Below are 14,299 nucleotides of genomic sequence, written 5' to 3' on the forward strand. Positions count from 1 at the left end.
CTCGCCGGGCTTGGAGCCTTCCCGGTTGGGGAAGTTGCGGGTGGTGTGGCGGATGCTGAACTCGCCGTTGGCCGGGGTATCGCCGGCGCCGAAGCAGGGGCCGCAGAAGCACTCCCGGAAGATGCCGCCCGCCGAAACGATGTCCGCCACGGCGCCGTTCTTGACCAGTTCCAGATAGGTAGGCATGCTGTCGGGGTAGACGCTGAATTTGAACGCCCCGTTGCCGCAGTTTTTGCCCCGCAGGATCTCGGCCACCGCGCAGATATTCTCGTAGGTGCCGCCGGAGCAGCCGGCCACCACACCCTGCTCCACATAGATGCGGCCGTCGGGCTGGATCTTGCTGACCAGATCCATCTGGACTTTGCCGCCCAACTGTTTGTTGGCCTGCTCCTGCGCCGCGTAGAGGATTTCCTTGGCATTGGCCTTCAGTTCCCGGATGGGATAGGCGTAGCTGGGGTGCATGGGCAGCGCGATCATACATTCCACGGTAGACAGATCCAGCTCAATGCAGCCGTCGTAGTAGGCCACCGCGGCGGGTTTCAGTTCCTTGTAGGCGTCGGGACGGCCGTGTTCGGCAAAATACTGCTGGGTAACGCCGTCGGTCTGCCAGATGGAGGACCAGCAGGTGGTTTCGGTGGTCATGACATCGATGCCGTTGCGGTAGTCTGCCGAGAGATTGGCCACACCGGGGCCGATGAACTCCATGACTTTGTTTTTCACATAGCCATTGGCGTAGGTGGCGCCCACCAGCGCCAGCGCCACGTCGTGGGGACCCACGCCGGGGTTGGGTTTGCCGGTCAGATAGATAGCTACCACCCCGGGATAGGCCATATCGTAGGTGCGGCCCACCAACTGCTTAGCCAGCTCGCCGCCGCCTTCGCCCACCGCCATGGTGCCCAGTGCACCGTAGCGGGTGTGGGAGTCGGAGCCCAGAATCATCCGGCCGCAGCCCGACATCATCTCCCGGTTATAGCTGTGGATGACCGCCATGTTCGGCGGAACATAGATGCCTCCGTACTTGTGGGCTGCCGACAGGGCAAACTGGTGGTCGTCCTCGTTGATGGTGCCGCCCACGGCGCAAAGGCTGTTGTGGCAGTTGGTCATCACGTAGGGCAGGGGGAATTTCTCCATACCGGAGGCCCGGGCCGTCTGGATGATGCCGACGTAGGTGATGTCGTGGCTGGTCATGGAATCAAACTTCATGCGCAGGTTGTCCATGTCGCCGCTGGTGTTGTGCGCTTCCAGAATGGAGTACGCAATGGTGCCGCGGCGTGCGTCGGCCTGCGTTACGCCCGCCGGGGCGTCAGCCTGCAGCGTACCGTTGACAAGGTAGATGCCTTGGGGATGCAGTTTCATCGTGGGGGTCCCTCCATTTCGATCCGTTCTAGGATGGATGCAGGGGCAAGCCGCCGAAAATCGGGCATAAAAATACCTTCCGGAGACAGTCGGTTCGGCCCTCTGCATTTCCTTTTTTAAAACATTCTTACTACACTATACCCGCTTTGCACAGGGTTGTCAACGCGGTTTTTTATGCAAAACCGTGTAAAGCGACCATCAGCTTAATAAAATAAAGTGTCCGCTTGGCTATTCTGTCAAAATTTTAAGTTTTTCTTGACGAATGGTGGCCGACATTATAAAATTATAGTAATCCACCCCCCGCGGGGCCGCCCCCGGGGAACGAATAAATATGCATACAGAAAGAGGGGCTTGCCGATGTATTACCCGGATGTTCCGGCGCTGGAACCGGATGAACTGGACCTGCTTTGCCATGAGTATCTGGAGCATAACGCTCACCTGGATCCCCATCTGGCTGACCAGATGGGTGTCAAGCGGGGCCTGCGAAATTTGGACGGCACCGGTGTTTTGGCCGGCATTACCAACGTATCCAATGTCATCGGCTATGACAAAACCGACGACGGTACCGTTGTCCCCATCCCCGGCCGGCTGGTCTACCGCGGCATTGACATCGACACGCTGGCTGCTGAAGCGGACAACCATGACCGCTTTTTGTTTGAGGAAGTCGTCTGGCTGCTGCTGTTCGGCTCGCTGCCCAACAAGGAGCAGCACGCCAAGTTCTGCAAATTGCTGGAGCATCATCGGGAACTACCCCGGGGCTTTGCCGACGACATGATCCTCAATTCCCCCTCCCCCAATCTGATGAATAAAATGGCCCGCAGCGTATTGGCCATGTACAGCTACGACGAACATGCCGAGGACCTGAGCCTGCCCAACATTCTGCGGCAGAGCATCAACCTCATTGCCGAGCTGCCCACCATGATGGTCAACGCTTACCAGATCAAGCGCCGGGTCTATGACCGGTCCAGCATGTATTTCCACCTGCCTACCGAGGGCCAGAGCACGGCGGAGCACATTTTGAGCACCTACCGCGCTGACCAGAAGTTCACCCACGAGGAAGCCCGGCTGCTGGACCTCTGCCTGATGGTCCATGCCGACCACGGCGGCGGCAACTGTTCCACCTTCACCTGCCGTGTGCTGTCCAGCTCCGGCACCGATACCTATGCCTCCATCTCGGCGGCCATCGGCGCCTTGAAAGGCCCCAAGCACGGCGGCGCCAACCTGAAGGTCATGCACCAGTTGGACTACATTCTGGAAAATGTGGAGAATCCGGCCTCCGACGATGAAGTGCGAGAGTTTTTGCGCAAAATCATCCGCAAAGAAGCCGGCGACGGCAGCGGCCTGATCTACGGCATGGGCCATGCGGTATACACCGTCAGCGATCCCCGTGCCCAGATTTTGAAGAACCACGCCCGCCGTATGGCCTATGAGAAGGGCTACGATGAGGAATTTGAGATGCTGTGCAGCATTGAGCGGTTGGCCCCGCAGGTCTTTGCCGAGGAGAAGCACGGCCCCAAAAAGGTTTGTGCCAACGTGGACCTGTTCAGCGGGCTGATCTACCGGATGCTGGGCATCAGCGAAGATTTGTACACGCCGCTGTTCGCCATTGCCCGTGTGCCGGGTTGGTGTGCCCATCGGGTAGAGGAAGTAGAGTTTGCCAACCGGATCATCCGTCCGGCCTACAAGTACGTCGGGCAGCCGCAGGCCTACGTCACACTGGAAAATCGCTGACAGGCGGATTTCTTGAACTTTCAAAAATCGGCTGATTCCAACTTTTCTTTGCGTACCATACAAACAAAACATCCCCGGCACCGCTTGCGCGGTGCCGGGGTGTTTTTCTTATGCCAAAACGGGCATAATTCCTTTAGGATATTTTTACTGCATGTTGCGCTTCTTCATCACGACCGTGACGCCCAAGCCCAGCAGGGCCGCAATGGCCACAACCGCCAGACCTACCAGCGGCATATCATCGCTGGTCTGGGGGATAGCGCCCTGCGCCACCGTCGCGCTGGCCTGTGTGACCGCGCTCTGGGGATCATAGCTACCCTTCACGTTGCCGTAGCTGGACAACTGCTTGGTGGATTCTACATAGCCGCAGTGGTCGCACTTGTACCCCGTGGCGGTCGCGGTCCAGTTGTGGTAGCCGCAAGCCGGGCAGGTGTAGTACTCGATTTCGGGACCAGACTGGGTATTCGCAGGGGTATTGTTGTTCGTCGTGGTGGTGCTGCCGGAGCTGCCGGAGCCGCTGCCCGAAGCGTTCTTCGTGAATACTGCGATTGCCATAACAGGTCCCTTCGTGCCATCGCCGTATGCCTTTGCAAGCGCAGTCAGCAACTCTTCACTCAAAACGCTGTAAGTACCCGTAAAGTCGGGGACATTCTCAAACTGCAGCCCTTGGAAGGTGTAGCCGGGCTTCTCATAGGAAGGCAATGCCTTGTTGACACAGTCCAGCGTCAAGGTTGCTTGCACATTGGTATCTTTAATTTGAATTTGTGCCTCCTCTTTGTTGAGAAGAAGCGTAAACTCACTGAAGCCGTCGGGATTATGGAAAGTCACACTCTTGACATAGGCGGTTCCGCTCTGAACCTCAGAGGGTTTATAGTAATGAACCGCGCCTTCATGCGTATGTTTCACAAAGACATATGCGCCATCCTCGTTGGAAATCTTCGCAGCGGAAACATCATCCAGTGTGATATTCATAGCCGGCGGATTCGGCAATTTGATGTCTTCTGCCAGATAGACCGTGTTGACCTTCTGGTTCCCCGTTGCCTCCTCCGGCAGGACCTGATTGTCGGGATCGGTGGTTGCCTTGATGTCGTAGACCAACTCGATGTCAAAGGTCATGCTGTTCAGCGCGCCGGATTTCGGCGTGATGCTCAGTTTGGGCTCCACGAGGATGGTTACTTCGGCGCCCGCCAGCTCTACATTTTTCTTTCCCAGCTCTTCTTTAGCCTTTTCCAGCGTTTCGTCGGTATCCAGCTTGTGGCCGTCCAAGGTAGCCTGATTCTTGGCCGCGATCATCACGTCGACCTTAGACTCCGGGGCGACGTCAATGTTTTTGGCAGCATGGATGACGTCCTCTTTAGTCACATTGTCGTCGACTTCAATTTTCCCACTTTCATCAACGGCAGGCTCTGCAACAGAAACGTCAATGTCCACCTTGGTGTCCACCTGTTCCCCTACCTGATAGCCGTAAACTCCCTCGTATTTTTCGCTGAGCAGGTTGCAGGCTTTGCCCTCGACGATATACTCACTGTTTACCGGGTTGGTGTAGTAACCGCCGGACACTGCCACCGTGTAGGGGATGCCCTCATTGCTTGCCAGCACGCAGGAAGCGCTGCTGGGCGCCGAGAACTTGCCGTCCGTAAGGGTCAGTTTGCCCTGATCGATCTGGTCGTTTGCCGCACCGGTCCAAACACAGGCATACCCCTTGCCGCCATTGATGGAGAAGGTGCCGCCGCTGATGGTGGCCACGTTCCAGTTCATAACCGCATACTGTTCGACGTTTTCAAACGTGCCGCCGGTGATGATCAGCTCGCCGTTATCATCGTTCTTGATGGTGTTCAAACCACCGCTGAATGTACCGCCTTGAATGGTCAGCTTTGCCGTGACGCCTTCCGTGGGTTTCGGTTCGCCCGAGCCGCTTACAGCCGCGTTGTAGTTTTGCCAGCCGTTGGCGATCAGGCTGGAGTAGGCGCCGGTAAATTGAACGGCAACGCCCTCGTTGATGGTCATGGTGCCGAAGTTTTTAATGGCATACCAAGAGTTGCCGCCATTGTTTTCTGCCGTAATGCCGTTTTCTTTGCTGCGGATGTACGTGCCGCCGTTGAGCGTAGCGGTAGCCCCAACATTGTTGTAGAAAGCACCTTTGCTATGGGTAATATTGTCCACCGTGCCTTCGCCAATCACGGTCAGGCTGCCGTTGTTGGTGATGGTATGGCCGCTCACATTGGTCAGCGTATGGCCATTCAGATCCAACGTAAGGGTCTTGTCCGCCGGGATGACCACATCTTCCTTTGTATCCTGCTGCAGTTTTACGACCGCGCCCGATGGGGCATCTTGTACCGCAGCATGGACGCTGGCGTAGTAGTGGACCGCGCCTTCGGTTTCCACGCGGGCTGTATAGCCTTCCACCGAACCGACCTTTGCCGTGGATTCCACCGTCATGACAGACTGGTCATAGAACGGCGCGTAGGGAACCGTGCCGATCTTATCCACGGTCGCGTTGCGGATCGTCGTCTTAATGTTGTTCTTGACGCCGGTGTCGTCGGAATTCCAATAGCCGGTTTCGTTGGCCACACCGGAATAGCTGCCGCCGTTGATGACCGTAATGGTATCGGCCGTATGGTAGTTGCCGCACTGCACCGCGTACTTGCCGCCTTTACTATTGGTCATGGTGCAGTTGTTCAGCGTCAACACAGCGCCGCAGTGATTGATGCCGCCTTCCACAAAATTGCCTGCATCGACCACCACGTTGTTCAGCGTCAGATCACAGTAGTTTTTGATCATCCAGCCATTCAACGCAATCTCACTGGTCAGCGTGCCGTTGTTGATCGTGACGGTGCAGCCCGAAAGTAGCTGCATGCCATTGCTTTCGGTTCCGGCAGATCCTGCGCCGCGGGTGGCATGCAGCGTGTACCCATTCAAATTCAGGGTCACCGTCTTATTGCCGTCCAATTTGATCTGTTCTTCTTCGTAGACATCGCCGGTAAAATCGATCGTTACCGGTTCCGTCCCCACCGTACTCAGCGCAGCACTCAGGGATTCATACTCCTGTTCGCCGATCCGAACCGGGCTGGAAGGATACGCTTTGGTGGTAGCGGGTTCTTCCCCGGTTGCAAAAGTCGCGGCTTCCAACTGCTCTGCCTCCAGCAGCGTCTCTTCGGGTTCGGTCTCTGCCTCTTCGGGTTCTTCCTCCGAAACCGAAGGCGTTTCTACGGGCTTTTCTGCCGAAGAAGACACCGCCTCCCCGTCCTGTGCTTCCTCCTCCGCGGGGACCTGCTCCGGCACTTCTTCCACCGTCTGCTCCTGCTGGACTTCCGTCTGGCTGTCCGCCGTCGGGGTGGAATCGTCGGCCAACGCGGTGGTACCCAGCGAGACGGTCATAGCCGCCGCCAGCACCAACGAGAGGACCTTTTTGCCATGTCCTGCCAATTTCATCTTGCCAACTCCTTCTTTTTTATATTCCTTTTTTCTTTTATTTACAACGCACGGCACTTTATGTTGGTTCGCCGTTTTCATTATCCTCTTCTGCGCCTTATTTGTCAAGAAAAAAATCGCCTCGCAAATCTTTGCAGCACTTCCCCCGTCTTCCGGTTTTCTGGCCAAACAAAAACAGCACCGCTTGCGCGGTGCTGTTTTTCTTGTATGGATGGGTTTTCCTAAAAAGTCTTACTGCTTATGATGCTTTTTCAGCACGACCGTGACACCCAAGCCCAGCAGCGCCACAATGGCCACAACCGCCAGACCTACCAGCGGCATATCATCGCTGGTCTGGGGGATAGCGCCCTGCGCCACCGTCGCGCTGGCCTGTGTGACCGCGCTCTGGGGATCATAGCTACCCTTCACGTTGCCGTAGCTGGACAACTGCTTGGTGGATTCTACATAGCCGCAGTGGTCGCACTTGTACCCCGTGGCGGTCGCGGTCCAGTTGTGGTAGCCGCAGGCCGGGCAGGTGTAGTACTCAATTTCGGGACCAGACTGGGTGTTTGCAGGGGTGTTGTTGTTCGTGGTGGTGCTGCTGGAGCTGCTGGAGCCGGAGCTGCCGCCGGAAGAGTTTTTCGTAAAGGTCGCATGGGCCTTGATGGGAGCATTGTTGCCTGCGGTGTAGGCATCCGACAATGCCGTCAGCAGCTCATCGGTCAGCTTCAGGTAGGTATCGGTGTAGCCGGTCACACCTTCCACCGTCACGCCTTGGAAGGTATAGCCATCTTTACCGGGGACCGGGATGGTCTGACCGATCATGTTGGCAGTCAGGGTGATCTGCGTGCCGTCCACGTCCAGCACCGCCTTGCGGGTGTCGGTGGTGAAGGTAAATTTACTGAAGCCGTTGGGGTTGGTGAAGGTCACCACATTGCCGGAAACCGTGCCCTCATAGCAGTAGGAACGGTCATCGTCTTTTTGGTGGAAGACAAACAGCGTTTGCTCGGTAGCGAAACCGTCGGGCAGTTGAATTTCCATCTCCACCGGCTGGGTGATCTCCAGTTTCTTGGCAAAACCCATCACCACCGTATTGGGTTCTTTGCCGTCTTCCTCCCCTTTCACCACCATGCTGTCCAAGTCGTTCTTATCGGCGGTAGTGGCCAGCGTGCGGTACATGGGGGTTACATCCAACACAAAGTTCTTTTTGGTGGTCTCGGTAGCGGTCGCCGTGGCATTCAGCACCTGAATGTCCAGATAAGGCTGCACCACAATGGTGACCGTCTTATTCTCGACATCTACACCGGCCTCTGCCAGCTCTTTGGTGCCGTCCGTCGTGGTCACCTCGTTTTTGTTGGCCACCGTCTCCGCTTCGGCCTCCAGAACCTTCTGTTCCACCGTGAGCTGATCCAGTTTTTTCGCCACCGCGGCCGCCAGCTCCTTGTCTTCCTCAGGAGCGGTTTCGGGCACCAGATTCTCGGTCTTAGAGTCGGCGGGCTCTACCACGGCAGCCGGGTTTTTGCCTGCCTCGCTTACCATGTACAGGTAGCCGGCCTGATCGCTGCCCACATAGGTTAGATTCTCACCCAAAAACTCTTCGGAGGGCTTAGAGGTGAAATAGCCGCCGTAAATCTTGGCAGCGCCTACTGCATACTGGGTCTGGTTGACGGTAATGGCGGTCTTGGCCGCATCGCCGCCGGCAAAGTTGCCGCCGAAAATCATGACGGTGGATTCCTTGCCTTCGCCGCTGTCCGGGGCAGGGTTGCCGTTGCCCACCAGAATGCCGGTCTTGCTGCAGGACTGGAAAGTGCCGCCATAAATATTGGTAGCAGTCTTGTAGGATTCACCGGTAAAGTAGCCGGCATAGAAAGCGCTGTTGCCGCCATGAATCGCGCAGGGTTCCGTCTTATACACGCCGTTGTAGATGTCGGCGGTGCCGCCGATGACGGCCAGACCGCCCTGCACGCCGGCGACCTGCACACTGTCCGCCGCCGCACCTTCGATCTTCAGGTAGGCATCTTCGGCACTTTCGCCGCTGCGCACGGTGTAGCCCCATTTGTTCGGGCCGTTGCAAGCCGAGCAAGAGGTATTGATAAAGTTACCGGCGGTGATCAGCATATTGCCCCGGTTTTCAATGGTCGGGTAGGTCTTGCTGGTGTAGGTACCGCCGTTGATGGTGGTGGTCGTATTGACCGCCGTGGCAACGCTGCCGCAGGCGCTCAAAATTGTGGGGTTTTCAAAGGTCGCGGTGGCACCGCTCCGGTTATAGAAGTTGCTGGCATTGGCATTCTCATTCAGATTGGAATAGGTGCCGTCCACCACTGTCAGGGTGCCGAAGTTGTTCACCGTACCGTATCCGGTGGAATCGGCCGCAGCCACATCCACCGTGCCGTTGCCTTTCAGCGTCAGCTTACCGTTGTTGGTAAAGATCCGGGTGGTAAAGTCCGGCGTGACCGTGATGCTGTGGCCCTGAAAGTCCACCACCAAAATCTGGTCGGCGTTGACCGTGACGGACTTGCTCACCACGAGGTCTTGCGTGAGCACCACCGTGGTTTCCACCTCGGGGGCAGCGTTGGCAATGGCAGCCTGCCATTCCTCATCGCTGCTTACCTCCACCGTGGTGCTGTTGGCGCGCTCGTCAGACGGGCTCATCACCAAGGCGCTGTCCGTTTCGTCGGTTGTTTCTTCGCTCTGCGCAGTTTCTGCTGTGGAGGCGGTTTCGGGCGTCTGGGCTTGAAGCGAGAGCTCGTCCTCTGCCCAAACCGGCATACACAGCGAAGCCGCCATGGCTACCGCCACTGCCAAAGACAGGGCTTTCTTTCCATAGCCTCGAATGTTCATAATGAAAAGCTCCTTTGTACAATTCCGGGTAAGATTGTCTTTCTGATATACCTCTTATTATCTAATACGTCGTCAAACAGGTCAATGTGAAATGTTGCTTTTTTGGCAGCCGTATAAATAAAGCAACCATTTTTTAAAAGGCTCGTTCTTTTCTTTATATCACAAAAACGACCTGTACCAGAACCATATACAACGCCGTGCCCGCCGCAATGCTGAGCAAGGTGTTTTTTCGCCAAAGCTGCAAGCCCACCACCGCAGCGCCTGCCAGCAGTTCCGGCAGGGCATGGGTGGGCCCCAGCGGGTCGGCGCCCCGCAGGCAGTAGACCACCAGCATGGCCATGATAGCGCAGGGCAGCACCTGTGCCAGATACACCACATACCGCGGGGTGGGCCGCCCGCCGCCAAAGATGACAAAGGGGGCAAACCGCAGCAGGATGGTCACCCCCGCGATAACCGCCACCAAAGCGGCGGCATGCAGATCAATCCCGAACATCGGCGGACGCCTCCTTTCCGTGGGGCTGCAAGGTTTTGCGCAGCAAAGTCAGCGCCAGCGTAATGCCGATCATGGCGGGGATGAGGAAATCCTCGGCGCCAAACACCACCAGACAAACCAGCGAGACCCCCAACCCCACCAGCGCAGGGCGATGGTCTTTGGTGGTGCGCCATTGTTCGGTCATTACCACCAGAAAGAGGGCCGTCATGGAAAAGTCGATGCCGGTGCTGTCAAAGGGCAGCACACCGCCCACCAGCGCCCCGGCCACGCTGCCGGCAATCCAATACAGATGGTCAAAAAGGGACACCAAAAAGAAGTAGCGTTTCTGGTCCACCCCGTCCGACACAGTGCCGCTGCAAACCAGCGAGTAGGTTTCATCGGTCAGGGCAAAGATCATATAGGGTTTGGCAGGCCCCACATGGCGGTAGCGTTCCACCATCGAGATCCCATAAAACAGGTGCCGTGCGTTGACGGTAACGGTCATCAGCGCCGCAGCGATCAGCGAAGCCCCGCCGGCCAACAGGTCCACCGCCACATACTGTATACTGCCCGCATAGATCAGGGTACTCATGGCAAAAGCCCAGCCTACGCCGTAGCCCTTGGATGCCAACAGTACGCCAAACCCCAACCCCAGCACCAGATACCCCGCCATCACCGGCAGCGAACAGGCAAAGGCATACTTGGCTGTTTTCACAATTTCATGCGCCTCTTTTTGTAAAAAATGTGGGCCCATTATAGCACAAAGGCCCGGAACTCCACAAGAGTTCCGGGCCTTACCCACCGGAAAGCGGCGCTGCCGCGCCCAACCTTCCGCTCTATTGTGCTTGCTGGGATTGTTCGCTCTCCCATTGGGTGACCAGCGGGGTCGCCACCGCCGCCAAAGCCTCCCGGGCGTCGTTGATGGCCTGCACATCCACCGGGGTGAGTTTTTCCGCCTTCTTGTGGCGGGTCATCCGCTCCAGCGTCCGCTCGGCTTCCTTGATACGGTTCTTGGTTTCCCGGTCCAGCGCCTTGCCGGCTTTGCTGCCCAGCGCGGTGTTCACCCGGTAAAGCGCCGCCTCGGCCGCGTTCAGGGCCTCCAGCGCGGCTTTGCGCTCCTTATCCTGTCCGGCAAAAACCGCCGCTTCCCGCATGGCACGCTGGATCTCTTCCTCGCTGAGGTTGGAGGAACCGGTGATGGTGATGCCCTGCTGTTTGCCGGTATCCAGATCCTTGGCGCTGACCTTCACAATGCCGTTGGCATCGATGTCAAAGGTGACCTCGATCTTGGGCACGCCGGCCCACGCCCGTTTGATGCCCCGCAGCGTGAAGGTGCCCAACAGTTTGTTGTCCTTGGCAAACTCCCGTTCGCCTTGCAGCACCTTGATCTCCACCGTATTTTGGAAAGGTGCCGCCGTGGTGAATACCTTGCTGAACCGGGTGGGAATGGTGGCGTTGCGCTCGATGAGATGGGTGGCCACGCCGCCCAGTGTTTCGATAGAAAGGGTCAGCGGGGTGACATCCATCAAAAGCAGGTCCTCTCCCGCGCCGGCCAGTGCCTGACCGCCCAGCCGGCCCGCCTGCACGGCAGCGCCCAGCGCCACACATTCGTCGGGGTTCAGCGAGCGGGAGGGTTCCAGACCGATCATCCGCTGTACTTTGGCCTGCACCGCCGGGATACGGGTGGAACCGCCCACCAGCAGCACCTGATCCAAGTCACTGGCGGTCAGATGGGCGTCGCTGAGGGCGTTGCGCACCGGCAGCGCCGTGCGCTCGATGAGATCCGCGCAGAGTTCCTCAAACTTACTGCGGGTCAGCGTGGCCTGCAAGTGCAAAGGCCCCTGCGGCCCCACTGTCAAAAAGGGCAGATTGATGTCGGTCTGGGTGGCGGCGGACAGCTCTTTTTTCGCCTTTTCGGCTTCTTCCCGCAGACGCTGCATGGCCACCCGGTCCCCGGACAGGTCGATGCCGTGTTCCGCGCGGAAGTTTTCCGCCAGCCAATCCACAATGCGGGCGTCGAAGTCGTCGCCGCCCAGATAGTTGTCGCCGCAGGTGGCCAGTACCTGTACCACCCCGTCCCCGATCTGGATCAGCGACACGTCAAAGGTACCGCCCCCCAAATCGTAGACCATGACGGTCTGGGCCCGGCCATTGTCCAGCCCGTAGGCCAGCGCCGCGGCGGTGGGTTCGTTGATGATTCGTTTGACTTCCAGCCCGGCGATCCGGCCGGCGTCCTTGGTGGCTTGCCGCTGGGCGTCGTTGAAGTAGGCCGGCACCGTGATCACCGCCTCGGTGACCGGTTCCCCCAGATACGCCTCGGCATCGGCCTTGATCTTTTGCAAAATCAGGGCGCTGATCTGCTGGGGGGCATAACATTTTCCGTCGATGGGGATGCGCGTTTCACTGCCCATCTGCCGCTTAACGCTGCTGATGGTGCGGGGCGCATTGGTGACAGCCTGCCGTTTGGCAGCCTCCCCCACCAGACGCTCCCCCGCTTTGGTGAAAGCCACCACCGACGGTGTGGTGCGCTGCCCCTCGGCATTGGGAATGACTACCGGTTTGCCGCCCTCGATGACTGCGGCGCAGCTATTGGTGGTTCCCAAATCGATTCCGATGATTTTTGCCATGTTGCGGTTGTCCTTTCAAAAAAGACCAAAACACAAGCGCCCGTTCCCCCGCGTTTTGCCGCTTTGTGCGCCAGAGGGCGGCGGCACCCACGTGTGGGGAACTGCGCAGGATCCCATGTTTTGATTTTATTGTAGCGCGCAGGACCTGAAAATGTGTTGCGATTTCGTAAATAAATTTTACAAATATTGCAGTCCTTCGTGTAAAGAAACGTTCCCACACGTTGACGGTGCGCGGCGGGCGTGTTATAGTTTTAGGTATATTGCAGCCCTAGGGGCGGGAAAGGAGCCACACGCTATGGCACGCACGGCAACGGTAACGCGCAACACCCGGGAAACCCAGATCACCCTGACGCTGGCGCTGGATGGCACCGGCAAAACCGATTTGCAGACCGGCATCGGCTTTTTTGACCACATGCTGGACGGGTTTGCCCGCCACGGTCTGTTCGACCTGACGGTCCACTGCCACGGAGACTTGGAGGTGGATTGCCACCACACCATCGAGGACATCGGCATTGCTTTGGGCACCGCCCTGCGGGAAGCCTTGGGTGACAAAGCGGGGTTGGTGCGGTACGGCAGTTGCCTGCTGCCCATGGACGAAACGCTGGCTCTCTGCGCGGTGGATCTGGGCGGACGTCCCTACTTTGTGTATGACGCCCAGTTTGCCACCCCCGCCTGCGGCGGTATGGATACCCAGATGGCCCGGGAGTTTTTCTACGCTGTGTCCTACGCAGCGGCGATGAACCTGCACCTGAAGGTGCTGTACGGGGAAAACGACCATCACAAACTGGAGGCGCTGTTCAAAGCCTTTGCCAAGGCGCTGGACGCCGCCACCCGCACCGATGCGCGGATCGAAGGGGTGCTTTCCACCAAGGGCACCCTGTGATCCTTTGCATAGAGTATCTCAGATATTTAAGGAGGTAAAGGGAAATGTATCAGGACATGATGGACACCATTGGCTTTGTGCAGAACGCCGACCCCGAGGTAGGCGCTGCCATGGAGCGGGAGCTGGGTCGTCAGCGGGAGAATATCGAGCTGATTGCCAGCGAGAACATCGTTTCGCCCGCCGTAATGGCCGCCATGGGCAGCGTGCTGACCAACAAATATGCCGAGGGCTACCCCGGCCACCGCTACTACGGCGGCTGCCAGTTTGTGGATGAGGTAGAGCGCATCGCCATCGACCGCGCCTGCCGTCTGTTCGGCGCCAAATACGCCAACGTGCAGCCCCATTCCGGCGCACAGGCCAATCTGGCGGTCTACTTTGCGCTGCTTGACGTGGGCGACACCGTGATGGGTATGGACCTGTCCCAAGGCGGACACCTGACCCATGGTTCCCCCGTGAATATGAGCGGCAAGAACTACAACTTTGTCTCCTATGGTGTGGGCGAGGATGGCCGCATCGACTATGCCGCGCTGGCCAAGCAGGTGGCCAAGGTCCGGCCCAAGCTGCTGGTAGCCGGTGCGTCGGCTTATCCCCGTGCCATCGACTTTGAAAAGCTGGCCGAGATCGCCCACGGCTACGGCGCCATGCTGATGGTGGATATGGCCCACATTGCCGGTCTGGTGGCCGGCGGCGTACACCAGAACCCGGTGCCCTACGCCGACGTGGTGACCACCACCACCCACAAGACGCTGCGCGGTCCCCGGGGCGGCCTGATCCTGACCAACAACGAGTACCTGATCAAGCGGATCAACTCGGCCATCTTCCCCGGCACGCAGGGCGGCCCGCTGGAGCACATCATTGCCGCCAAGGCGGTCTGCTTCGGCGAGGCACTGCAGCCCTCCTTTAAAGAGTACGCCCGCAAGATCGTGGAGAACGCCGCCGCGCTGGCTGACGGCCTGACCGCCCGGGGCGTAAAACTGGTAT

At 58.2% G+C, this 14,299-nt stretch carries 9 protein-coding genes; 3 read left to right on the forward strand and 6 right to left on the reverse strand.

Features of this window, described 5'->3' with window-relative positions:
- A partial coding sequence (locus tag Q0526_RS01240) for a hydratase (RefSeq protein ID WP_298730055.1) occupies positions 1-1,356 on the reverse strand: 1,356 nt, incomplete at its 3' end.
- A 357-nt stretch (positions 1,357-1,713) separates the two neighbouring features.
- Here Q0526_RS01240 and Q0526_RS01245 point away from each other — a divergent pair.
- Complete coding sequence (locus Q0526_RS01245) at positions 1,714-3,087, forward strand: citrate synthase (RefSeq protein WP_298730060.1); 1,374 nt, start codon at positions 1,714-1,716, stop codon at positions 3,085-3,087.
- 144 nt (positions 3,088-3,231) lie between these two features.
- On the opposite strand, the gene Q0526_RS01250 is transcribed toward Q0526_RS01245, so the two are convergent.
- The 5 genes from Q0526_RS01250 to dnaK form a co-directional block, all read right to left on the reverse strand.
- The gene (locus Q0526_RS01250; RefSeq protein ID WP_298730062.1) at positions 3,232-6,516 is read right to left on the reverse strand and encodes a hypothetical protein; all 3,285 of its coding nucleotides are present in this window, start codon (positions 6,514-6,516) and stop codon (positions 3,232-3,234) included.
- Between the two features lie 231 nt (positions 6,517-6,747).
- Positions 6,748-9,336 (reverse strand): hypothetical protein, encoded by a 2,589-nt coding sequence (locus tag Q0526_RS01255; protein ID WP_298730064.1) that lies wholly within the window; start codon positions 9,334-9,336, stop codon positions 6,748-6,750.
- 154 nt (positions 9,337-9,490) lie between these two features.
- A complete protein-coding gene (locus Q0526_RS01260) occupies positions 9,491-9,829 on the reverse strand; it encodes an AzlD domain-containing protein (protein WP_298730066.1) in 339 nt (112 codons plus the stop codon).
- Complete coding sequence (locus tag Q0526_RS01265; protein ID WP_298730068.1) at positions 9,816-10,523, reverse strand: AzlC family ABC transporter permease; 708 nt, start codon at positions 10,521-10,523, stop codon at positions 9,816-9,818. The genes Q0526_RS01260 and Q0526_RS01265 overlap by 14 nt, the downstream gene beginning before the upstream one ends.
- Positions 10,524-10,644: 121 nt before the next feature.
- Positions 10,645-12,435, reverse strand: coding sequence for a molecular chaperone DnaK (gene dnaK, locus Q0526_RS01270; RefSeq protein ID WP_298730070.1), 1,791 nt, complete (start codon positions 12,433-12,435; stop codon positions 10,645-10,647).
- Positions 12,436-12,730: 295 nt separating this feature from the next.
- On the opposite strand from dnaK, the gene hisB reads away from it, so the two are divergent.
- A complete protein-coding gene (gene hisB / locus Q0526_RS01275; protein WP_298730073.1) occupies positions 12,731-13,318 on the forward strand; it encodes an imidazoleglycerol-phosphate dehydratase HisB in 588 nt (195 codons plus the stop codon).
- Between the two features lie 44 nt (positions 13,319-13,362).
- Positions 13,363-14,299 (forward strand): serine hydroxymethyltransferase (glyA, locus tag Q0526_RS01280; RefSeq protein WP_298730076.1); only part of this gene is annotated, 937 nt, incomplete at its 3' end.

Source organism: uncultured Subdoligranulum sp., assembly GCF_937890665.1.

Coding starts and splice junctions, on each gene's coding strand:
- Q0526_RS01245 (WP_298730060.1), top strand. CDS start 1,714: ATGTATTACCCGGATGTTCCGGCGCTGGAACCGGATGAACTGGACCTG.
- Q0526_RS01250 (WP_298730062.1), bottom strand. CDS start 6,516: ATGAAATTGGCAGGACATGGCAAAAAGGTCCTCTCGTTGGTGCTGGCG.
- Q0526_RS01255 (WP_298730064.1), bottom strand. CDS start 9,336: ATGAACATTCGAGGCTATGGAAAGAAAGCCCTGTCTTTGGCAGTGGCG.
- Q0526_RS01260 (WP_298730066.1), bottom strand. CDS start 9,829: ATGTTCGGGATTGATCTGCATGCCGCCGCTTTGGTGGCGGTTATCGCG.
- dnaK (WP_298730070.1), bottom strand. CDS start 12,435: ATGGCAAAAATCATCGGAATCGATTTGGGAACCACCAATAGCTGCGCC.
- hisB (WP_298730073.1), top strand. CDS start 12,731: ATGGCACGCACGGCAACGGTAACGCGCAACACCCGGGAAACCCAGATC.